Source organism: Metabacillus arenae, from assembly GCF_014773385.1.
GTDB lineage: Bacteria > Bacillota > Bacilli > Bacillales > Bacillaceae > Metabacillus_D > Metabacillus_D arenae.
This window is the reverse complement of sequence record NZ_JACXAI010000018.1, coordinates 36,306-59,584: the sequence shown is the minus strand read 5'-3', so window position 1 is coordinate 59,584 and position 23,279 is coordinate 36,306. Positions and strand designations below refer to the sequence as shown.

Here is a 23,279-nt window from a genome sequence, read left to right as displayed (position 1 = left end):
TGTTCATCCTTCCGCTTTTAACTCTAAAAGTAAGTCGCGAAGCTCCGCTGCTCTCTCAAAGTTAAGAGCTTTGGCAGCTTCTTTCATTTCTTGTTCCATTTGTTCAATTACTTTGCCGCGTTCTTTTTTCGTTAATTTCTTCATGGCTGGAGCAGCTGTTGTCTCATATTCTTCCTGATCCTCTGCAGCAAATGTAGCTCTTATCGCTTCTCTAATTTCTTTCTTAATTGTTTGAGGTGTAATCCCATGCTCTTCATTATATTTCTCCTGTGTTTCACGTCTTCGTTTCGTTTCATTTATAGCAATTTCCATAGAATTAGTCATTTTATCTGCATACATGATGACCTGCCCATTTGCATTTCGGGCAGCGCGTCCGATCGTTTGGATCAAGGAGCGTTCCGAACGAAGGAAGCCTTCTTTGTCTGCATCCAATATCGCTACAAGGGAAACCTCTGGGATATCAAGACCTTCCCGCAACAGGTTGATTCCAACGATTACATCATGTTTGCCAAGCCGCAATTCACGGATAATCTCAATTCGTTCTAACGTCTTAATTTCTGAATGCAAATAGGTTACCTTTATCCCAATTTCTTTTAAATAAGTAGTTAAATCTTCTGACATTTTTTTAGTCAAGGTGGTGACAAGAACACGTTCATTGCGTTCAACACGAGCATTGATTTCACTGATTAAGTCATCAATTTGGCCTTCAATTGGTCTGACATCTATTGTAGGATCAAGCAATCCTGTTGGCCGAATAATTTGCTCCACCACCTCTGGTGTATGCTCAAGTTCATAAGGGCCCGGTGTAGCCGATACATACAAAACATTTTTCATATGTTTCTCAAATTCTTCAAATCTTAATGGACGGTTATCTTTAGCAGATGGCAGACGAAATCCGTGATCGACCAGTACTTGTTTACGTGCCTGGTCCCCATTAAACATCGCTCTGACTTGCGGAACAGTTACATGGGATTCATCAATCACAATCATAAAGTCATCTGGAAAAAAGTCCAGCAATGTATAGGGTGTTGAACCTGCTGGTCTTAGAGTAAGATGACGGGAATAGTTTTCAATTCCAGAACAAAAGCCCATTTCTCTCATCATTTCTAAATCATACCTGGCTCTTTGCTCTAACCGCTGTGCTTCTAATATTTTTCCCTGATCATTTAATTCCTTAAGCCGCTCTTCAAGCTCTGCTTCAATACTCACGATTGCTTTCATCATCTTTTCTTCTCTTGTGACAAAATGGGATGCAGGAAAGATTGCGACATGTTCCCTATCACCAAGGATTTCCCCTGTTAATGCATCAACCTCTCTAATTCTGTCAATCTCATCTCCGAAGAACTCAACCCGGATGCAATGTTCATCTCGAGAAGCAGGAAATATTTCGACAACATCACCGCGCACGCGAAATGTTCCGCGTTTAAAATCAATATCATTCCGGTTATAAAGTACCTCTACAAGACGTCTTAAAAGCTGGTTTCGTTCAATTTCCATGCCTATTCTTAATGGTACAACCATTTCTCTATATTCCTCAGGCGAACCTAAGCCATAAATGCAGGATACACTTGCTATGATAATGACATCTCTCCGTTCAATTAAAGCTGAGGTAGCTGAATGGCGGAGTTTGTCAATTTCATCGTTAATACTTGCATCTTTTTCAATAAAGGTATCGGTTTGCGGTACATATGCCTCTGGTTGATAATAATCATAATAACTGACAAAATACTCTACTGCGTTATTTGGAAAAAACTCTTTAAACTCACTGTACAATTGGCCAGCCAACGTTTTGTTATGGGCAATAACAAGCGTCGGCTTGTTGACCTCTTTAATAACATTTGAGACAGTAAATGTTTTACCCGTACCTGTAGCACCTAATAATGTTTGATGTTTTTTTCCTTCATAGATGCCCTCAACAATTTTTTTAATGGCTGCAGGCTGATCACCTTCCGGCTTATATTTAGAGACTAACTCAAAACGATCGTTCACTTAAAAGCCTCCATTCTTAAATAATCATATTGATATTTTATCACAAATATTTGGAAAATCACTAAAAATACGAACTAAAGTTCGTATTTTTAGTGATTTTTTTTATAGTTCAATCCTTTCCCCTAAAAACAAAAACTAACCCTTTATTTTGATGAAAAAGGGCTAGTTTTTGTTATGTTTTTCTTTTAAATTTCTCGCAAACATAAAGCCTGCTACTAGAGAAACGGCATCCAAACCTGCAATCATGTAGTAATCTGAGTATCCTTTAAAATATGAGGCAAGCAGCAATGCGGCTGTTAACAACGCTCCAACATAGTGATTGTACGTTACCCTTGTAAACAATAAAACAAGAACGAAAGGAAGAATTAAAGCTAAAATAGCTTTCGTAACCATGAAAGATCCCTCATATGAGAAGTTTTCTTTTATTCTATCACATCATCCCCTTCAAAGTAATTTTTCTTCCATATACGATCTTAAGAGTTATATATTATTGACATAATGTTAATTATCCTTTACATTATGTATAGATTAATTAACAAGAAAGGAAATAATTTATGTTGCAAAATCGTGTTCGGGAGCTGAGAGCTCGATTTCAATTAAGTCAGTCTGATTTAGGGAAAAAGATAGATGCTACCCGCCAGACAGTGGGGATGATAGAAAAAGGAGACTACTCACCCTCAGTTGCGTTGGCTTTAAAAATATCTATGGTATTCGAGCTTCCGCTGGAAGAGGTTTTTTGGCTTGAGGAGGAAAAAAATGATTGAACGATTTTTACGATCACCATTCACTATGGCTGTAATGCTTCTTGGTGCGGCATGTGCTTATGGGGTATCCATTTACACAGAGGAGAGTACCCAATCCCTCTTGTATAAATCCACCATTATTCTTTTTATTGCATTTTATTTTGTTTACTTTGTCCTTCTTTATTTTTTTAACAAAAAGAATCCTAAAAGGAAGATTCCTTATTTAACCTATAGACCTTATGAATTTAAGGAAGAAGATGAAGGACATCAATATATTACATTTAGGGCATGCAGAAATGTGTATATCTATTATTATTTTGCTATTCCCGCCGCGCTTATTCTAGCTGCAATTTTTAAAGATTGGGCAATTGCACCTTTTATTATCATTGTGTTCTTAGGTATTGGACAATATTTAGTTTATTGGTTAGAAATTCGCAAATTACATTCATAAAATTAGGAGGAATATATATGGAGCTTTTATGGCCTTATTTTGTTGTCTTTATTTTAGCCGCCATTCCGTTATTTGAAGTAATTGGTGTGATTCCGCTTGGTGTTTTGGCAGGCCTTCCCCCCATTCCTGTAGGTATTGTTGCTTTTCTAGGAAATGTTGTAACCATCCTTTTATTAATATTTTTGGTTGATCATATGAAGGCATGGATGAAGAGAAGAAGAACAAGAAAAATTGACTCTCATGAAGAAACGGCTGCATCTATGGAACCTCCAAAAGAAGGAACCTCTAAACGATCAAAACGGGCAAGGAAAATTTGGGAAAAATATGGTCTTCCAGGTTTAACAATTATTGGCCCGCTTGTAGTAGGCTCCCACTTATCAGCATTTATGAGCATGAGCTTTGGCTCTAAGAAAAGCTGGGTTACAGGCTGGATGATTGGAAGCTTGCTGCTATGGTCAACCGTGACCACAGCAGCTGCTTTTTACGGTATAGGATTCCTTAATGAATCCACCGGAAGCGAAGGATTCCTGGTTGATCTGATAAAAGGGGAATAGATGTAAGAAATTTTAAAAATAGGCTGTCATTTACCTGGCGGCTTATTTTCATTTATGGATAAACGAATCGAAATTTTGCTTATCTAACACTTTCCTCTTAAGTATTTTTTCGAGCTGTTTCTCCCTGCTGCTGAAAAATATTTGTCAAATTGCCCGGGAAATTAGAATGTATTATATTTTAACGTCGTATAAAAGTGTGGATAATAGGTATTGCTGTACTTAGACTCCTTTATTTCGACTAAAAAATAGAGGATGTACCAGCCACTGGAGACATCCTCGTTCAATCTAAGCAAACAGGCATAGAAGGATCTAATAAGTGATCGAAAAGCATGTTGATCTGTGACTCAGTATTCCTTGCCTGGGACAATGCAGGTAATTCCTGTTGAGAGAAAAATTTCACATCATTTGTTTCAATTCCAGTCTCTGCTGCTCCGCCAATGATCTGACATTGTATAAATAATTTATAATAATGATAGAGCTGCGGGGGATGGGGGTGCTTGTTCATATCTAAAACAGCTAGAAGCTTTATGGGCTGCACTAGAAATCCAGACTCTTCTTCAACTTCTTTCTTGATATTTTCAGAAGGAGAAAGGCCAACTTCGCAAAATCCGCCTGGTAGTGCCCATTTTTGATCCTTTTTTTCCTTAACGAGCAAAATCCTTGAATCTTTGAATACAGCTGCTCTTACATCTATTTTAGGAGTTTGGTAGCCTTTCTCCTTGCTAAATAACTGTTTGACCTTCTCTATTTCAACTTCAGTATGTGCTTGCAGAATTTCTGCACTAATTTCTGTTAATTCTTCATAACGTTCAATATCATAGATATCCTTTGAAAAAGTTAATCCAGCCTGAGAAATCGCCTGAATTCTTCTTGCCCACTCTAACCATTGATTACCCAATGTATCAACCCTCTATTCTAGTTTTCGATTTATTCTATGAAAAAAGCATAATTTCTGTGTCGGCTTTTGTTTTACAAAGGGGGATTCTTGCAAAATAGATCACTAGGTTTGGCGAATCAAATCCTAATTTCAGTGGTTCGCAGCATTTAAAATTAGCTGGTTCATATCGACAATTTCCAGCTGCTAACAAAGTCTCCGCTACAATATAGAGGTACATGGGACATTGAACTTTTATATATTCTTCCAGACAATAAATCTTAAGTTCGCCTCCCAATAAAATCCTTTTTACACGTATATATTCAAACCTATCATAATAAAGGTAATTAAAAAAGGAATTCTTCTGATAAAAGAAGAAATCCTTCTAATGTAAGGTTGTGCAGCTTCAGTGGACTATTATTATCGCAGACACTTTTCGTGTTGCCTCATTCGCTCTATCTCGTACATATGGCGATAAACGAGCTCTTCTCTTTTTGAGGTTGCATTAAGCAGATGCTTCTTCAACTTGATTTAACAGTCTTGCATGAATGAGGCGCTTGCGAACTTCAATTCCGATCCAGCTTGCCAAGAATGCTTTGATTAAGCCGACAACGATAAAAGGGTACACACCAGCTGCCATAGCTTCAGGCCATGACAAACTTAATACAATTTTCAATTGAATCGTTCCGCAAATCAGGGTTACAATCATTCCGACAACGTTAGCGACAAGCGCCATTGCAAAGGTGTGCATAGTTTTTTCTAAAATAAGACCAGTAAAATATGCAGCTAATATAAAGCCGATTATATATCCCCCTGTGGGACCGATTAGGATTGCCAGACCCCCTTTAGCCTCAGCGAAAACTGGCAAACCAATTGCACCTAGTGCCATATAACAGACCATTGCAAGAGCCCCGTACCTGCTGCCCAAAATTGTGGCCGTAATCCCGACTGCTAGTGTTTGTCCACTTATTGGAACAATCGGGAGAGGAATTTCAAGCTGGGCAAGAATAGCTGTGACAGCCGCAAACATTGCACACAATATCATCATTCGTAAACTCTTTCTACCCTTTTCCACTTCATTAACCCCTTTTGTAAACTTTTATTAACAATAAGTTAACATAATTCCCGGAAAATAAATAGTATGTTTTTAAAACTAAGTTAGTTAAGGTATTAAATTGAAAAATAGTATAGAAAAAAGCATGAGGGTTAATTTCTCATGCTTTCATCATCTTTGATAACTTGCTTTTTTTCTTTGTTATAGAACCTTAATAAATCTCCATATATTATTCGATCAGAATATGTTAGTTCTTTATCTGCCTTATCATCATATTTTGAGCAGACTTCATTCTCTTCAACAACTTCTCCTGTTTCCCGCTCATAGCAAATTCCTGAAACAGAAATATATTCCTGTGTAATGAAATTGCCATTCCTCAAAACGGTAAATGGAGTGTGATCGTCAGAAAATAAATCGCTGCCGAAATGAATGATGTTATCTGTGTTTACACCCAGCAGATGCAAAAGGGTTGGTTTTATGTCAATTTGTCCGGAAACCTGTGTAAAGATTTCAGGATTCTTATCTGTTATCCCTGGCATATGGATGAGAAAAGGCACGCGCTGAAGCTGGGTATTTTCATAAGGAGTGATCTCTTCTTTCCCTAGCAGCTCTGCCATTGCTTCATTGTGATTTTCGGAAATTCCATAATGGTCTCCCATAAATAAGATGATAGAATTCTCATACAATCCTTCACTTTTTAACTTTTCGATAAATCTCTTTAAAGCTTCATCTTGATATCTGACAGTTTGGATATATTGATTCAATATCTTACTTTTAGAGGTGTATTCGTCAATTAAACGATCTTCTTCCTCTAATTCAAACGGAAAATGGTTCGTTAGCGTTATAAAATAACTATAGAACGGCTGAGGGAGATCCTTCATCATGTCAACAGACTGTTCAAAATACTCTATATCATTTAACCCCCACCCGATCGAATTTTCTTCGTTCACATCATACCGATCGACATCTATAAATTCATCCACTGTAAAAGACTTATACATCTGATCACGATTCCAAAAACTAGAATTATTGGCATGAAAAGTGGCAGAATAGTAGCCTTTTTCCTTTAATATTTCCTGTGTTGAGTAATACTTATTGTTGCTATGAGTAAAAAACACTGCACCTCTTGCTAAAGGATATAATGAATTCGCTACAAGAAACTCTGAGTCAGAGGTTTTTCCTTGCTCTGTCTGGTGATAGAAATTCTTAAAGTAATAGCTTTCCTTAATAAAATCGTTAAGAAAAGGAGTAATCTCCTGTCCATTGATTTTTCTATCGACAACGAAGCTTTGTGTGGATTCAAGTGTCACGAAAATAACATTTCTGCCTTCTGCTATGCCGAACTTATCTTCCTTAGGCTCTGTTTTGTTTGATTTAATATAGTTCTCAATTTCTGTTAATCTATTGCTGTCAGCAAGTGCTCTTTGGGCAGTTGTTTGTGTTTGTTGAATAGAATCATAAATATGAAAGTTAAACATTCCAATATTCTTGACAAGCATTTCACGGTCAAAAGATCTAGCTAACAATTGTGGTTTTTCAGCTTCTGCAAGTCCTAAGTTGAACATAAATAGGATCCCAACCAAAAGAAAGTATGCCTTTTTTTCTTTTAATGTCACTTTCATTTCTATGTTTTTTCGTTGCCTGGCAAACCAAGCTAATATTGCCACATCAATAAAAAATAGAAAATATTGAGGCTTGACCAATTCCAGAATACTGCTGCCTAAATCCCCCATATTACTCGATTGAAATAGGACCGGAATGGTTAAAAAGTCATTATAAAAATCGTAAAAAATCATATTTGCGATGAGAACAATCGTAAAGATGGCGCTCATAAAAATAATAAAAATGTTTCTTTTTCTTTCCTTCATAAATAAACTGAATCCGAATGTCAGCAAAAAAAAGCTGAGCGGATTCAAAAATAAGATAAAGGCTTGCAGTAAGTTTTCTATTTTCATATCAAAGCCGGTTAAATAAACTGCGTACGTCTTCATCCACATCAAAAACACGGCTAAAAATAAAAAAGAATATTTTTTTAACAAGTGACTAAGCATATGCCCTCCTGAAGCAGCGAGTTTTATGGTGAAAGGTGAGTTTTTACAATATATTTACACATTCTTAACAATACTCTTACATTGATAAAGATTACTAGAAAAAGGTATGTTTTTCAATTCATTCGAGTCAAAAGATTTTAATCTATTTCCAATCGCAGAATAAACCCATTTTTTTATAGAAAAAAACACCTCCTTCATCGCATTATTAAACGATTCAAGGGGTGCTCAACATTCATCTGTAGTCCGAGGCAGTTCCAAGCGCCTATGCTGTCTTTATTCTACTGGATCCTTACGCTGATCGTATAGGTTGCTTCTCATTTTAACCCACTCAAATAGGTGGGTTGCGATGACTTTTAGAACGGCATAGCCGGGAACGGCCAATATAATTCCAATAACTCCAAATAGATTACCTGCAGTCAGAATCACGAAAATAATTGTTATCGGGTGTATATGAAGCGTCCGTCCCATAATTTGTGGAGAGATGAATTTTCCTTCTACTAATTGGACAACCGTCCACACGATTATTAATTTAAGCAGCATAAATGGTGATGTGACAATCGCGATAATTAGCGCCGGAGTAATCGCAATTGCAGGTCCCAAATATGGAACAATAGCTGTACAAGCAGCAATCAGCGCAAGCAATGAAGCATAATCCAAACCAATAATCAAAAATCCGATATACATCAAGATTCCGATACAAAAACTGACGATAATCTGACCTCTAATATAGGAGCTGATTTGAAAATTCATTTCCTGCATAACAGTATATGTAGAGTTACGCAGCGAGATTGGCAGAAACTTTAGAATGAACTTAGGTAGTTTTTTCCCATCCTTTAATAAATAGAACAAAATAAATGGGAGCGTAATGAGGGCTAAAATAAAGTCCTTTACTGCTCCGACAATATTTCCTAAGCCTGTAAAAGTATTATCTATTATTTTTGTCGCCTGGTCCGAGATTTGCTTAGAAAGATCTGCTACATTTATATTCAACGTTTTTTGAGCCTGATTGACAAAGTCACTACCAACAACCTGTTTAACTAATAATTCAACATCCTTCGCATACTGGGGGAATCGAGCAATTAAACTCATCACTTGCTCACGCAAAAATGGAATGACAGACACAATTAGAATTGTCAGTATCCCAATAATTAAAACAAACAGCAGGAGAATCGAGTATACTCTTCTAACTCCCTTCCTCTCCAGGAAATCAACAATTGGATTTAATAGGTAATAAACCACTGCTGCCAGTAATATTGGAAGTAAAACAGTTTTTATCAAAACTGTTATAGGTGTAAAAATAAAAGATACTTTCATAAAAACGAGAATGTTCAATCCGATCAATAATGTAACTAATAAGAATAAAACAAATTTATTATTTAAAATGAATTTTCTAAAAATACCTACTCTAGTATTCTCTGGCTTCATGAGCGTTCTCCTTTCTCTCTATCCACTCAAGAAATGAAATAAGCTTTGACAATTATAATGAAATTATATGCCTTTCTTTGCCAGAACACAATCAATCTTCGCCTTCTGTAATAAATATTTCATACAAGATAAATCTTTTTACAATTCCGATTTTCGTCTTTTTAGCAAATTAGCTAAACAGCTTGCATACACATGAATGGAAGGAGGACAGTCATGCTCAGACAACGAAGAATACGCCGGCATAAAGGGCCTTTATCTTTTATGCAAAGCTTATTGCTTTCATTTATCATCTTTCTCCTGTTCACAGTACAAAGTTTATGGATTATTCATAAGGGAATCAAGCCTACCTTACTTGAGATTGCTAATTTAGAAACACAAAAAATAGCAACCTCAGCGATCAACTACGCTGTCGCAGATACAATCGAAAGGACAAATATGAATGAGTTAATTGACATTAATTATAATAATAAAGGTGATGTCAAAACGATTGGCTTTAACCCAAAAGTATATAATACAATTCATTCAAGTGCTGTAGCCAGCGTTCAGGAGTATTTAAAACGAATGGAAACAGACAGTCTTAGTGAACTAGACCTCCCTGAGAATATTGATGTGGGTCCAGAATTAGAAAATGGTATTGTGTATTCGATTCCCTTAGGCCGCGCAACTAACAATGTTTTATTAGCACAGTTAGGTCCTAAGGTTCCAGTAAAATTATCAGCCATTGGAGATGTCGATGTTGACCTTCAAGAAAAATATGAAAATGTCGGCATTAATAATACGTGGATAAGAGTATCGATGAATTTAATAGTTGATGTGAATGTCATTATTCCTTTTGCCACGGATACTGACACTGTCAAAACCTCTATTCCGCTCGGCATGATGTATGTGCCTGGTGATGTCCCGCAATTTTACAACAGCGGAGAAGATGCAGATGTCTCAGTTCCAACTAAATAAAAATTATTTGTATTTTATATTAAATTATAATAATTATAAAAAAGTATTGATTTTTTATTGAGAAATGATATCCTTATATCTAGCAGGAAAGCTATTCTATTAAAATATGAGGTGATTTTGTAATGAGCAATGAAAAGAACAAGCTTACTACGAGCTGGGGAGCACCGGTTGGAGACAATCAAAACTCAATTACAGCTGGTTCTAGAGGACCTACTTTAATTCAGGATGTGCACCTCCTTGAAAAATTAGCCCACTTCAATAGAGAACGTGTACCTGAGCGTGTTGTCCATGCCAAAGGTGCAGGTGCGCACGGTTATTTTGAAGCCACGAATGATCTAACAAAATATACAAAAGCAAAATTCCTTTCCGAAGTAGGAAAACGTACACCGCTATTTATCCGTTTTTCTACAGTTGCCGGTGAAAATGGATCAGCTGATACTGTCCGAGATCCACGCGGTTTTGCTGTCAAATTTTATACAGAAGAAGGTAACTATGATATCGTTGGGAACAACACGCCAATCTTTTTTATTCGTGATGCGATTAAATTCCCTGATTTCATTCATACACAAAAACGACATCCACAAACACATTTAAAAAACCCGAATGCTGTATGGGATTTCTGGTCATTATCCCCTGAATCCCTACACCAAGTTACTTATTTGATGGGAGATCGCGGTATTCCTGCAACATTCCGTCATATGCATGGCTTCGGAAGCCATACATTCAAATGGACGAATGCTGATGGAGACGGGGTTTGGATTAAATATCACTTTAAAACAGAGCAAGGTGTTCAAAATTTAACAGAAGATGTTGCCGCACAAATCGCTGGTGAAAACCCTGATTATCATACAGAGGACTTATTTAATGCGATTGAAAAAGGCGACTTCCCTGCATGGAAGCTGTATGTACAAATCATGCCATTAGAAGATGCTGATACTTATCGTTTTGACCCATTCGATGTGACTAAAACTTGGTCTCAAAAAGATTATCCACTAATTGAAGTAGGCCGAATGGTATTAGACCGTAATCCAGAAAATTATTTTGCGGAAGTAGAACAGGCAACCTTCTCTCCTGGAACATTAGTCCCTGGTGTTGATGTATCACCAGATAAGATGCTGCAAGGACGTTTGTTCGCTTATCATGATGCACATCGTTATCGTGTAGGCGCGAATCATCAAGCATTGCCAATCAACCGTCCGCGAAATAGCGTGAAGAACTACCAGCGAGACGGTCAAATGCGCTTTGATAACAACGGCGGCGGTTCAGTTTATTACGAACCAAACAGCCATAGCGGTCCGACAGAATCACCTCAAAACAAACAAGCCGCATACCCAGTCTCAGGTTCAGCTGACAGCGTCGCTTACGATCATAATGATCACTACACTCAAGCTGGAGACTTATACCGCTTAATGGATCAGGAAGAGCGTACACGTTTAATCAAAACAATTGTCGGTGCAATGAAGCCTGTCGAAAATGATGAAATTAAACTTCGTCAAATTGGACATTTTTATAAAGCAGACCCAGAGTACGGGAAACGTGTTGCAGATGGCTTAGGTCTAACAATTCCGCAGGAAGTTTAATAGATTTCAAAATTCATTCTCAGTTGCATTCCCTTATTCTCACATAAGGAGCCCTCTCTTCTAAATGTTATAGAAAAAGCCTGCAGATTCGTCAAATTTGATACGATCTGCAGGCTCTTTTTTTGGTACGAAATGTTGTTACCAATGATTTTTCTTCAACTTGTTTTAAACTTATCGATATAGACTTTTGCAGTTAGAGGCCTAAAGCAAAAGAATCCTTTATTAATTTCCCACGAAAATAAATTAAAATTTTATAGAAGGAGGGACTAATATAATATTAAAAACTTTGAAAAGACCTTAGCCTCATTCTAAAGTCTCTCCAGCCAGGACCCACTTTCGTTTCCTATAAATTATACCGCCGCTGTATCCCACTTCTTCTCATCTCTTACAAATAAAATCCCTAATTCATGATGTTCGTTCTCATAAAATGCACGTTTTTCGAAACGGACTTCACCATTTAGACCGACAATTTCCAGTTTACAAGAAGCACCATATGTTTGCAGTGCTTCATAAAATTCCTCTACTGTTTTTACGTTTATCCCATTCACCTTCATAATGATTTCGCCCACTTGGAGATTGAATTTTTGTGCAGGAGAATTCGGAAGGGTTCCTAATACTACTAGACCAACATCTCTTTTTGAGAAATAGAAGGCTGCCGAGTCATCATTCATTCTTTGTTTTATCGTTAGAAATTCCCTTCCGATAATCGCAATAACGATGGCTGCAAACATGAGCGGTGTCCATATAATACTAAAGCAAGCAACAACTGTTGTAATTGCACCGAGAATACTGATTCTTTTAGCCGTTATTTTAATGCTTTCCTGCGGAAGAGAGCCTTGAACTCGTTGATGGAATCCTAAGAAAAACGGAATAAATAGGAGCAGGAATGGTTCTCCATTAATTGTCAGCACCGGCCACCAGGAAACTATTGATGTTAATGAACCCCCTGGTACGAGAAAAAGCAACGGCAGCATCCATGTCCGATTTGAGACATGATTTCCGATTGGGAGGCCTCGCGTGCTTATTTTTAGAAATGGAGATGTCTTAATATGGGCAGATCTATAAACTAATACTCCCTCTACTACTAATACTAATCCTACCAATATTGCTAAACTGGAGAAATTTGTTTTCTCGATATCGATAAAAAAACGTTCAATATATGAGTTTTCTTGATTTATCAATACGTAGCTTACTATAAATGTAAAACCCAATGAAAAGGCCGCTGAAAGCCAGCGAACACGAAATGTCAAGCTAAGGAAAAAGGTAACGAGCGCTAGCACCACGACTGTTCCAAATGGAAGAGCTGCTCCTGCTGCAAACAAAATCACCGAAAGGATCACACCGGAAAGCAAACCCTTTGAATAAGTAAAGCGAATCTCATCATATATATCCTCTACTCTTACATGAAAGGATCTACGCTCTCTTTTAATACGAAAATACCCATAAGCTAACGTCACCAAGATAAAATAGTAAAACAATGGATGCAGAAAGAAACGCCCAATTGCCTTTAGAAATTCAATTGTCCAATCCATCATCATGTCACATCCACCACCTTGACTGCTCTCTATCGAACAAGTTTGTATAGCTATTTTATCATTAAAATAATGGGTTGGATATCATCAATCCAACATTATTATTTATTTAAATTTTGCCACAAATTTGTATTTGATAGAGAAAAATCCAACAACGAAGGATGTAGTTTTATTTCCAGCAGCTCTTCAATCAGCTGCATAGAACGTTTGATATCTGTTAAATTAAGAGAAAGACGTTTCCAATTATTTGTTAGATAGTGAAAGTATTCTTCTACTAAATCCTTATCAACTTCAGCAATATTTTTTACTGATGTATAGTTAGCCAAGTACATACAAAATAATTGCAGCCATTTTTGAATTTTAGCATTAGAATAAGTGGATGGCCCTGTGTACATCTTGAATTGTTCCAATAAATGTCTATAGGTTTCTTCTCTCATCACACTAACCCTTTTCAAATTTCCCCCCCCAATGTCTAAAGCATGTTGTTAGAGCAGCAGCTCTATTTTCTTTCTTTAGCAGCATTTCATTTTTTCAAAAAAAAGATGCCTGAACTGTTAATTTACTATATATTTCGAAATGATGACATTTTTTACGTTAATATTATAAAAAAACACTACTTTCGTAGTTGTTTTTTTAATGAAAATCAAACTAAAGAAATGTATCCTTTATGACTCTAAGGAACCAAATTGGAAGAAATTATATATTGACAAAATGTTGAGTCTTCGAAACGAACAAAAAAAGCTAAGCGAATTATCACTTAGCTTTTAAAAAGAGCTTGTATTGCTGTTTGTAGCTGTAGATCGTTTTTTTCATTCTTTATCAATTCTGTAATGGCTTCATTCATCTTTTGTGCAGTGTTTGCATCAATTTGACCCGAAGGCTTAACCTTATGGACCTGCTGAAAGGCTTTTACTGCTGTTTCAGTACCTTCACTATAATATCCATCTTCACGTCCAGGTTCGAAACCTAAGCCCTTAAGAAGAACTTGAGCGACTTTTACCTTTTCTTCATTCATATCCTTCTTCAGCACCTTTTCAATTTGCAGGGGACCTGCAGTGAAGTATTCAGGCTGCTGAATTTTAATTGTAGGCTCTACTCCTTTTTTATGAATCCAGTTGCCATCAGGAGTCAGCCACTTATAGAGAGTCAGTTTAATATTGCTGCCATCTCCCATCGGAACAGCCTGCTGAACCGTTCCTTTTCCAAAAGACGTATTGCCAACGACTTTGTAACCTGACGCTTCTTTAAGCGCACCTGCAAGGATTTCTGAGGCAGAAGCACTGCCCTTATCTGTAATCACGCTGACTGGATAATTCTTCTTTTTTTCTAAAGTAGAAAAATACCGTTTCTTTTCTCCATTCCGTTCTTCTATTTGGATATAAGGTTTATCTTTAGTAACAAATTGCTTAAGAATTTCTTCAACACTTTGCAAGTACCCGCCTGGGTTGCCTCTTACATCAAGAACCAGTCCTTCTATCCCTTCTTTCTCAAGTTGGACAAGCTGTTTAGAGAATGATTGAGCGGTATTTTCTGAGAACGAAGTAATCTCGATATACCCTACTTTTTTGTCTTGATATTTTTTTACTGAACTAAAGACGGTTTCAAGAGGAATTTCATCTCGTTTTACGTCAAATGTAATATTTCCTCTTGTTCCTGGGCGATGTATTTCAATCTTAACCTTTGTTCCCTTTTTCCCGCGAATTTTAAGAACCGTTTCATTAAGGTCATTTCCTTTTACAGCTTTATTATCAATCTTGAGGATTTCATCATTAGGCTGCAGCCCAGCTTTTTCAGCAGGTGAACCTTTAAAGGGAGAAACTATGATCACTTTCCCTTCATTCATTCCTACTTCCGCACCAATACCTTCAAATGAGGAGTCAAGAGAATCAGTGAATTGTTTAGCTGTCTCCTTGTCCATATAAACAGAATAGGGGTCATCCAAGGAGGAAAGCATTCCTTGAATGGCTCCTTCTAGGAGCTCTTCTTCATTCACTTCCTCCACATACCGTTCCGAAATCAACTCATAAGCTTGCTTCACTTTATCAAAGCCGGGCTCATCTTCCTCACCCGACTCTTGACTTATGATATCAGCCATTGCCGGAGCAGCAAGTTCTTCTGCCTTATCTGCTTCTTCTTTTTCAGTAAGTTGAATACCTGCATACATTCCGCCGGCACCCAATATCACCCCGCCAGCGAGTATGAATGCCATTATTCTTTGGTTCATTTTTTTCCTCCTCTTTTGAAACTATTACAGCAGCAAGTTCGTCTTAAATACTAGAAGGTCGTTCAATACTGTCTATAGTATATGTCAAGCTTGTACAAAACATGTAAAGAAGAGAAATGTTGGGCTTATGGAGTAGATCATAACTTCTCTGATTTAATTAAATACGAGGCAGATCTGGTTCCTTCTTAAATTATCAACAGCAAATATTTTATTTCTTGAAATAACGAAAACCCCAAGGCGCTAGTTTTTCTGCATAAGCACTCAGGCGAGATGGTATGAAGATTGTTATTTAACCTACTTGACAGATTGGCCTATGATCTAGGGCTGATGTTGCCTGGCCTGAAACGACGTCATGTCCTTATGCCTGCCCGCATTAGGAAGTCCTGTCAGCCTGCGTTGGAGGACAACACAAGCGCACTATAATAGGTTAATCCTTTATTGAACTTAAAATTATAATTAAAGAACGAAAAGCGCAGAGCACCCGTCTATCGGCGACAAGCACAAGGCGAGCCGGCATGAAGGTTGGTCTTTAACCTTCTTGACGGATTGACTTGTGACCTCGAGCCGATGGCGCTCGGAGCTGGACATAGATACCAACCTTTGTCACGTTAATACTTTAATTAACTTAAACTTTCTTAACTGAGAACGAAAAGCGCAGAGCGCCCGTCTATCGGCGACAAGCACAAGGCGAGCCGGCATGAAGGTTGGTCTTTAACCTTCTTGACGGATTGACTTGTGACCTCGAGCCGATGGCGCTCGGAGCTGGACATAGATACCAACCTTTGTCACGTTAATACTTTAATTAACTTAAACTTTCTTAACTGAGAACGAAAAGCGCAGAGCGCCCGCCTATCGGCGACAAGCATAAGACAAGCCGGCTGGAAGGTTGTTCTTTAACCTTCTCGGGCGGATTGGCTTATGACCTCGAGCCGATGGCGCCTGGAGCTGGACAACGACAACATTCTTTAACACGTTAATACTTTAATTAACATAAACTTTCTGAACTCATGAAAAAACTCTTAAAACGTTTTAACGTTTTAAGAGCTTTTACTTGGCTATATTTATGGAAGGAAATTCATTGGATCAACAGGGTTTTTCCAAGCACCGTTATGGATTTCAAAGTGCAAGTGTGGTCCAGTAGAATCTCCAGTGTTGCCCAATAAACCTATTTGTTGACCTTTGCTAACTGATTGGCCGGCACTTACTTGTCGTGCTGATAAGTGAGCATAAACGGTAGTATAAACCTTCCCGTTAATGTTGTGAGTTAAAAAGACAACATTTCCATAGCTGCTTGAATAATAAGAACGAATCACAGTTCCTGCCGCAGATGCAACGACTGGAGTACCTATACTGTTAGCAATATCAACTCCTGCATGCAATTTACCCCAACGTTGGCCATATCCAGAACTAAGTCTTCCATTAGCCGGCCACATGAAGTCACCGCTCGTTACAGCTGGTGCTGATGCAGGTTCTGAAGAACTGCTGCTGGAGCTGCTGCCAGCATTACTGCTGGCATTTGCAGCTTTTGGTGCCGAAGCAGCCTGTTGCTTAGCTGCTGCAGCCGCTGCTGCTTCTTCTGCTTTTCTCCGTTTTTCTTCTTCTTCTGCTTGCTTACGACGCTGCTCTTCTAATTTAATTGCTTTTTCCTGTTCTGCTAAGAATGCCGCTTCATCTTCAAGCTCGTACAAATCTGATTCAGCTGATTTATGTTGCTTTCGAACTTCTTCCATCAGCTTTGCTTTTTCAGCTTGCTGAGCCTTTAATTGATTTTTAAGAGTTTCTAGCTCAGTTAATGCTGTTTCTAAGTTTTTTAGCTCACTACTTAGTTCTGCTTCTTTTTGCTCTAAAAGTTTAAGGTCATTTTCATGCTCTTTCAGGATATCTTTGTCGGCCTCAACAATTGTTGTAACAGCGCTAATCCGGCTTACAAAGTCACTAAAATCCTGAGCACCCAGAAGCACATCTAAATAGCTAACTACACCGCCTCCTTGTTGAAGAGAGCGTACACGGTCTTTTAGAAGCTCATTCCGTTTTTCTATACGTTGTTTAATTTCATCAATTTCAACCTTCAATTGTTCAATCTCTTTTTTGGTTGCGTCGATTTCCTCTTGCTTTTTAATAATTTGCTCATTCGTGGATGTAACCTTCATATCAATACTTTTAATATCGGCATCTAACTGATCTTGCTTATCTTGAAGCTCATTTATTTCTTTCTTTTTTGATTCCATATTGGAATTGTTTTCTGATTTCTTACCCTCAATTTCTTCCTTTTGCTTATCCAAATCTTCATATGCATGGGCCTTTTCGTGCTTTAAAGGGATGAGGGTACCGCTTGTCCCAATCACAGCTGTTAATCCCAATATCAAAAGCTTTCTATTCACCGGGTTTCCTCCTCATTAATATGTATCAGATAAAAAAACGCTTCACGTCTTTCTCAGAAGTGAGAGCGAGAGGTCGGATTGGATGAAATCAGCGATTCAGCTGATTTCTTTTTTATAATCAACCGCCCAACTCCTCAACTCTTTAGTGCTTTAATAAAATTAAGCATTCTGAGCTTTTAGGTGAGGCAGACTAGCAATCTGCTAGTCTATACTCTTAAGAATTTACGCACCGACATTAAGCTTCCCCAAACTCCAATTAGAGCTCCGATTAGTAATAATATCGCCGACACCTGAAAAACAAACGGACTGGACGGTAAGAGTTCAATAAATGATCCGCTCACGCGAGGAGCAGCCCACTCATAAACATATTTATATGAAGCGATCACGATCGCGATTGGAATAATAGAGCCCAATATACCCAGGATCAATCCTTCGATAAAGAAGGGCCATCTTATAAACCAGTTAGTTGCCCCCACAAGTTTCATAATCTCAATTTCTCTTCTTCTAGCAAAAATCGTAATCTTAATTGTATTTGAAATGAGGAACATCGCAGTAAACACCAAACCAATGATTAACCCGATACCAATATTTCTTGCAATTTCTACCGCATTAAATAACTTTTCTACCTCATCCTGTCCATAACGGACTTTATATGCATTATCAAAGTCCTCAATCTGCTTGGCAATTTGGATGGTATCACGAGGGTTATCTGTTTTAACAACAAACACATCATTTAAAGGATTGTTTTGTTCAAACAAGCCAAAGGATTGACCTTCTTCTCCGAAGCTCTCAATTAAATTTTCTAATTCCTTTTCCTTAGGAGAAAATATGACACTATCAACTTTATCTATATTTTCGATTCGCTCTCTCAGTTGATTTTGTTCTTTTTCGTCGGCAGTTACATCAATATGTACTCGAATTTCTACGTCATCTTCTATGTTTACTGCAAAATTGTTTAAATTCAGCATAATCGTCAAAAATACGCCGACCAAAATCAGTGTTACAGTTACGGCACTGACAGATGCAAATGTCATCCAGGCATTTCGCCCCAGTGACTTTAAACTTTCACGGAAGTGACGTCCAAGGGTCCTAATCATAAGTCCCATACTCCCCTCTTGCTTCGTCACGCACAATCTGACCTTCTTCGATCGCGATGACTCGTTTTTTCATGGTGTTAACAATCTCTTTATTGTGAGTCGCCATAACAAGTGTTGTTCCACGATTGTTGATTTCTTCAAAGATATTCATGATTCCCCATGAAGTGTCAGGATCAAGGTTTCCGGTTGGCTCATCAGCAATCACTACCGCAGGATTATTAACGATTGAGCGGGCAATCGAAACTCTTTGCTGTTCTCCGCCTGATAATTCGTTCGGAAAATGTCTTGCTTTATGTTTAAGCTGAACAAGATCCAGCACATCCAAGACTTTCTTCTTAATATTTTTCGGCTGTTCTCCGATAACTTCTAGTGCAAAAGCAATATTTTCATAGACTGTGAGCTTCTCGAGTAATTTGAAATCCTGGAATACAACGCCAATACTTCTGCGAAGATATGGAACATTTCTTTCTTTAATTTCCGCTAGGTTCATGTTGTTAATAATGATGCTTCCTTTTGTCGGCTTTTCTTCGCGGTACATCATCTTAATAAAAGTTGATTTACCTGCCCCACTTGGTCCGACAACGTAAACAAATTCCCCAGGATGAATGCTGATGTTAATACCATTCACGGCGAGAACCCCATTGGAGTATGTTTTATAAACTTCCTTCATTTCTATCATGATAAATCACCCAAAGCTGTTTTTTTCAAATCAATACGAAAAAGAATCTCTCTTTTTGTCTAGCTTTGTCGAATTGATATGATTAGAAGTATTTGGCAAAACGATATTTGCTCAACAAAAATATTATATCATCAAATTTCGCCATAACTAGACTAAATTATATTACATTTTCATTTCAAAGGTATATTTTGTAGAAATATCTTAATAAACTTGTAATATAGGTGGAAGTATATAGTAGATTATTGTTAGCGAATAGGCCAAATGTCACTAATTATTTGAATATTTAAGTAATTATACTGAGGTAAGTCTTGGAAACACATGACCAATGAAAGGGTTGTCGATTTTTGAAGTTTTATGTTTTACTATATCGAGATTATATTGAAAAAACGAAAAAACACAGAGCTTCCGCCTATCGGCAACAAGGCACTCGAGTGAATCTCATTAAAAGGCTGTCTTTGAATTTTCGGGAGAATTGGCTTGTGACCTCAGTCGTACTAAGTGTTGAAGCTGGATAATAACAATACTATTAATCACGATAAATAGTTTAATAAACTTGTTTGAGCTAATAAGAAAACGCATGCCTCTTTCTAGAGTTGAGAGATGGGAGTTGATGAAATAGCGATTTCTTTATAATAAAACATTCAATAAAGCTTAATTTAAACTTAAACATTTGAACTTACTAAGGAATTGATGTGCTGTTATGAGAATTCTTTCATTCGTTTGATGCTTTGTACAGTCACCACTAATTGCACGGTTAACGAGATAAATGCATTGTTAATCCCATTAATTGCACCTTTTTCAAAATAATTGCACACAATTGTGATAAGACTAATTCACGAATCTCGTGTCCTCTCAGTTTGCATGCATCTTGATAGTTTGAGTTAAAAAAGGAAAAACTTATCATATCTTGAAAAGTCAAAAAAGGACCCTGAGGCCCTCTACTATCATTTCTTTTCTGACAGCCATTTTGCAACAGCTTTTGCTTGTTCCTGTTCAATAATTCCGCCTTGCATTTGTCCTTTACCATTATTAATAATGTCTTCTATTTCTTCATGGTTGTACTTACCGCCTACTGTTGCTAACTCAGGTCCAACTCCGCCTTCTAGATTCTGGCCATGGCAGCTTATGCAGTTTTGTTGGAATATCTCCTCTGCTTCGCCTGAGGCGACTTCTCCTGATTTGTCAGCGTTATCCGCCGATTCTTCTTCTCCACCGCCGCATGCTGTTAAGACTATTGATGTACCAAGTAGAAGTGCAAAGAATTTCGTTTTCATTGAACGATTGCCCCCCGTTTAGATATTCAGATTACTGTTATTATATACTAACTAGGCTCTTTTAAAACCTTCTCCTAGTACCTCAGAGGCATCCATTACAACTACAAAAGCAGCAGCATCAATACTTCTTACCAGTTGTTTCAATTTAGTGAATTCTGTTTGATCGACTACACACATGAGAATCGGTTTTTCTGAATCTGTATAGCCCCCAAACGCAGAAAGCTTTGTTACACCCCGGTCTATTTTATGTAATAAAGCATCTCGAACTTCTTTTTCTTTATTTGTAATAATCATTGCCATCTTAGAACGACCTAATCCAATTTGAACAACGTCAATTGTCTTACTTGTTACATATAAAGAAATTAGGGCATATAAACCTCTTTCAACATCAAATACAATTGCAGCTGTTAAAACTATAATACCATCAATAACGGCAACACATGTCCCAAGAGATAGACCTGTGTATTTGTGAATGATTTGAGCAGCAAGATCTGTCCCTCCAGTAGAGGCTTTCCCGCGAAATACAAGCCCAAGCCCCAACCCTACACCAATTCCCCCAAACAATGCACCTAATAAGGGGTCAGTGGTGACAGGCTCAAGATCTCGGGATAAAAATACAACAAATGGCAGAAAAATAGTTCCTATTAAGGTTTTCACTCCAAATTGCTTGCCAAGGAAAACAACTCCCGCAATAAATAATGGAATATTAAATGCCCACTGTACGTAAGCTGGTTCAAACCCAAGTGCAGCTTCCAATATCGTACTAATTCCACTTACTCCACCTGATGCCACTCTGTTTGGCAGCAGGAAAAGGTTAAATGCAAGCGCAACAATCCCCGACCCGCACAATATATATAAATAGCTAATAACTCTGGCTAGGCCGGAATGATAAACTGTGCTGCGTCTCCGCATATTCATACCGTATACCTCCGTCATCATAATAGGCTTGGCCCCAAGCCTTAATGAGTATAGCACCCACATTTACAAACTGCAGATGCTATTCTAATAACTCACTAAAGAGGCAAAGAGAGGTTTGTATCCATAGTTTTCGTCGTTAAAGTGTGAATTATGTAAGAAAGAGAGGCTTTCAATGTGAGAAGCCCTATTTGATCCGGCCGCTGTTTAAGGAGTAAGGTATAATTTTTTCATATGTGGATTTGGTTGAGGGTTCGTTAGGGAATTTCAAAACTCTCAAGCTTAATGAATTCAAAATGTTGAATATAAAATGAAGAAGGGGCAGACGCCAAAATAAAATTTGGCTCCTGCCCCTTTACTTTTAAATTAAAGTTTAGATCTCAAATAGGCATCAATAAACGGATCAAGCTCGCCATCCATGACAGCTTGAGTGTTGCCGATTTCTGTGTTTGTTCGATGGTCTTTCACTAAAGAGTAAGGGTGAAAAACATACGAGCGGATTTGGCTTCCCCAACCAATATCTTTTTGTTCACCGCGAATTTCGGCCAGCTGTTCTTCCTGCTCTTCAATTCTCTTTTGATAAAGCTTAGCTTTTAACATTTTCATGGCATGCTCGCGGTTTTTAATTTGTGAGCGCTCGGTTTGACAGGAAACCACTACACCAGTTGGAATGTGTGTGATTCTGACCGCTGAGTCCGTTGTATTAATATGCTGACCGCCCGCTCCGCTTGCACGGTACGTATCAACCTTTAAGTCCTCAGTCCGGATATCTATTTCGATTTCATCATTGAATTCAGGCATAATCTCACATGATACAAATGAAGTATGCCTGCGACCGGAAGAATCGAATGGTGAAATACGAACCAATCGGTGTACACCTTTCTCAGCCTTCAAATACCCATATGCATTATGTCCTTTGATTAACAGGGTAACAGATTTAATTCCAGCCTCGTCTCCAGGAAGGTAATCAAGAGTTTCTACTTTAAATCCCTTATCCTCTGCCCAGCGAGTGTACATTCGAAGAAGCATAGAGCCCCAGTCTTGCGACTCTGTACCTCCTGCACCAGGATGCAATTCAAGAATAGCATTGTTCTTATCGTAAGGATCACTTAACAACAATTGAAGCTCAAACTTATTTAACTGATCGCTAAGGTCCTTTAATTCTGATTCTAGTTCCGATTGCAAATCTTCATCAGGCTCTTCTTTTACTAAATCATGTGTCACTTCTAAGTTTTCATGAGTTTCAGCAAGATCGTTGTATTGATTTACCATTTCCTTCAAACCATTCGCTTCATTAATAACCGTTTGTGCTGCCTGTTGATCATCCCAGAAAGAGGGATTTGACATTTGTTCATCTAGCTCTTGTATACGAGCCTGCTTTGTTTCAAGGTCAAAGAGACCCCCTAAAGTCCGCTAATCGCTTAGCCATTTTTTCTAATTCTTGTCGAATTTCTACAAGTTCCATATTTGCCACCTCATCATAAATTTCAAAACAGAGAGAG

The 23,279-nt window shown here is 37.8% G+C and carries 20 protein-coding genes; 5 read left to right on the top strand and 15 right to left on the bottom strand.

The genetic code is table 11. The features are described 5' to 3' along the window. Nucleotides 1-3 precede the first annotated feature (3 nt). Both uvrB and IC621_RS14415 read right to left on the bottom strand, forming a co-directional pair. The gene (gene uvrB, locus IC621_RS14420; RefSeq protein ID WP_191159024.1) at nt 4-1,989 is read right to left on the bottom strand and encodes an excinuclease ABC subunit UvrB; all 1,986 of its coding nucleotides are present in this window, start codon (nt 1,987-1,989) and stop codon (nt 4-6) included. Between the two features lie 162 nt (nt 1,990-2,151). Further along, nucleotides 2,152-2,382: a DUF2198 family protein gene (locus IC621_RS14415; RefSeq protein ID WP_191159023.1), complete on the bottom strand. Its 231-nt coding sequence runs from the start codon at nt 2,380-2,382 to the stop codon at nt 2,152-2,154. Between the two features lie 161 nt (nt 2,383-2,543). Here IC621_RS14415 and IC621_RS14410 point away from each other — a divergent pair, with 161 nt between their 5' ends. Genes IC621_RS14410 through IC621_RS14400 form a run of 3 tightly spaced genes read left to right on the top strand, consistent with a single transcriptional unit; the run spans nt 2,544 to nt 3,737 of the window. After that, nucleotides 2,544-2,753, top strand: a complete 210-nt coding sequence (locus IC621_RS14410; protein ID WP_191159022.1) for a helix-turn-helix transcriptional regulator — start codon at nt 2,544-2,546, stop codon at nt 2,751-2,753. Continuing rightward, a complete protein-coding gene (locus tag IC621_RS14405; protein WP_191159021.1) occupies nt 2,746-3,183 on the top strand; it encodes a hypothetical protein in 438 nt (145 codons plus the stop codon). The genes IC621_RS14410 and IC621_RS14405 overlap by 8 nt, the downstream gene beginning before the upstream one ends. 17 nt (nt 3,184-3,200) lie before the next feature. After that, nucleotides 3,201-3,737 carry a small multi-drug export protein gene (locus IC621_RS14400; protein ID WP_191159020.1) on the top strand — a complete coding sequence of 179 codons (537 nt, stop codon included), beginning with the start codon at nt 3,201-3,203 and terminating at the stop codon, nt 3,735-3,737. Nucleotides 3,738-4,017: 280 nt separating this feature from the next. Here the strand turns inward: IC621_RS14400 and IC621_RS14395 are convergent, their stop codons facing one another. From IC621_RS14395 to IC621_RS14380, 4 genes are all read right to left on the bottom strand, one after another. Continuing rightward, nucleotides 4,018-4,635, bottom strand: coding sequence for an NUDIX hydrolase (locus tag IC621_RS14395; RefSeq protein ID WP_191159019.1), 618 nt, complete (start codon nt 4,633-4,635; stop codon nt 4,018-4,020). Nucleotides 4,636-5,116: 481 nt separating this feature from the next. Further along, entirely contained in the window at nt 5,117-5,686 is a 570-nt protein-coding gene (locus tag IC621_RS14390) for a biotin transporter BioY (protein WP_396653031.1), read from the bottom strand. Between the two features lie 131 nt (nt 5,687-5,817). Continuing rightward, complete coding sequence (locus IC621_RS14385) at nt 5,818-7,716, bottom strand: LTA synthase family protein (protein WP_191159018.1); 1,899 nt, start codon at nt 7,714-7,716, stop codon at nt 5,818-5,820. Nucleotides 7,717-7,989: 273 nt separating this feature from the next. After that, nucleotides 7,990-9,141: an AI-2E family transporter gene (locus tag IC621_RS14380; RefSeq protein ID WP_191159017.1), complete on the bottom strand. Its 1,152-nt coding sequence runs from the start codon at nt 9,139-9,141 to the stop codon at nt 7,990-7,992. A 213-nt stretch (nt 9,142-9,354) separates the two neighbouring features. Between IC621_RS14380 and yunB the strand changes: the two genes are divergently transcribed. Both yunB and katA read left to right on the top strand, forming a co-directional pair. Further along, nucleotides 9,355-10,095 carry a sporulation protein YunB gene (gene yunB / locus IC621_RS14375; RefSeq protein WP_191159016.1) on the top strand — a complete coding sequence of 247 codons (741 nt, stop codon included), beginning with the start codon at nt 9,355-9,357 and terminating at the stop codon, nt 10,093-10,095. Between the two features lie 122 nt (nt 10,096-10,217). Continuing rightward, the gene (gene katA / locus IC621_RS14370) at nt 10,218-11,675 is read left to right on the top strand and encodes a catalase KatA (protein WP_191159015.1); all 1,458 of its coding nucleotides are present in this window, start codon (nt 10,218-10,220) and stop codon (nt 11,673-11,675) included. Between the two features lie 350 nt (nt 11,676-12,025). Here the strand turns inward: katA and IC621_RS14365 are convergent, their stop codons facing one another. The 9 genes from IC621_RS14365 to prfB form a co-directional block, all read right to left on the bottom strand. Continuing rightward, the gene (locus IC621_RS14365; RefSeq protein WP_191159014.1) at nt 12,026-13,213 is read right to left on the bottom strand and encodes a PDZ domain-containing protein; all 1,188 of its coding nucleotides are present in this window, start codon (nt 13,211-13,213) and stop codon (nt 12,026-12,028) included. Nucleotides 13,214-13,308: 95 nt separating this feature from the next. After that, on the bottom strand, nt 13,309-13,662 hold the full coding sequence (locus tag IC621_RS14360; protein ID WP_224752541.1) for a swarming motility protein SwrAA: 354 nt from the start codon (nt 13,660-13,662) through the stop codon (nt 13,309-13,311). Between the two features lie 302 nt (nt 13,663-13,964). Beyond that, a complete protein-coding gene (locus IC621_RS14355; protein ID WP_191159013.1) occupies nt 13,965-15,431 on the bottom strand; it encodes a S41 family peptidase in 1,467 nt (488 codons plus the stop codon). Between the two features lie 1,061 nt (nt 15,432-16,492). Continuing rightward, nucleotides 16,493-17,812 (bottom strand): murein hydrolase activator EnvC family protein, encoded by a 1,320-nt coding sequence (locus tag IC621_RS14350; RefSeq protein ID WP_191159012.1) that lies wholly within the window; start codon nt 17,810-17,812, stop codon nt 16,493-16,495. Nucleotides 17,813-18,018: 206 nt separating this feature from the next. Beyond that, entirely contained in the window at nt 18,019-18,909 is an 891-nt protein-coding gene (gene ftsX / locus IC621_RS14345; protein ID WP_191159011.1) for a permease-like cell division protein FtsX, read from the bottom strand. Further along, nucleotides 18,902-19,588, bottom strand: coding sequence for a cell division ATP-binding protein FtsE (ftsE, locus tag IC621_RS14340; RefSeq protein ID WP_191159010.1), 687 nt, complete (start codon nt 19,586-19,588; stop codon nt 18,902-18,904). Before ftsE ends, ftsX begins: the two co-directional genes overlap by 8 nt. Before the next feature lie 944 nt (nt 19,589-20,532). Continuing rightward, the gene (gene cccB / locus IC621_RS14335; RefSeq protein WP_191159009.1) at nt 20,533-20,862 is read right to left on the bottom strand and encodes a cytochrome c551; all 330 of its coding nucleotides are present in this window, start codon (nt 20,860-20,862) and stop codon (nt 20,533-20,535) included. A gap of 51 nt (nt 20,863-20,913) precedes the next feature. Then, a complete protein-coding gene (locus IC621_RS14330) occupies nt 20,914-21,774 on the bottom strand; it encodes a YitT family protein (protein ID WP_191159078.1) in 861 nt (286 codons plus the stop codon). Nucleotides 21,775-22,143: 369 nt separating this feature from the next. Continuing rightward, a protein-coding gene (prfB, locus tag IC621_RS14325; protein WP_224752540.1) for a peptide chain release factor 2 occupies nt 22,144-23,242 on the bottom strand; the annotation gives its coding sequence in 2 pieces (ribosomal slippage) (nt 22,144-23,178 and nt 23,180-23,242; 1,098 coding nt in all). Nucleotides 23,243-23,279: the final 37 nt, after the last annotated feature.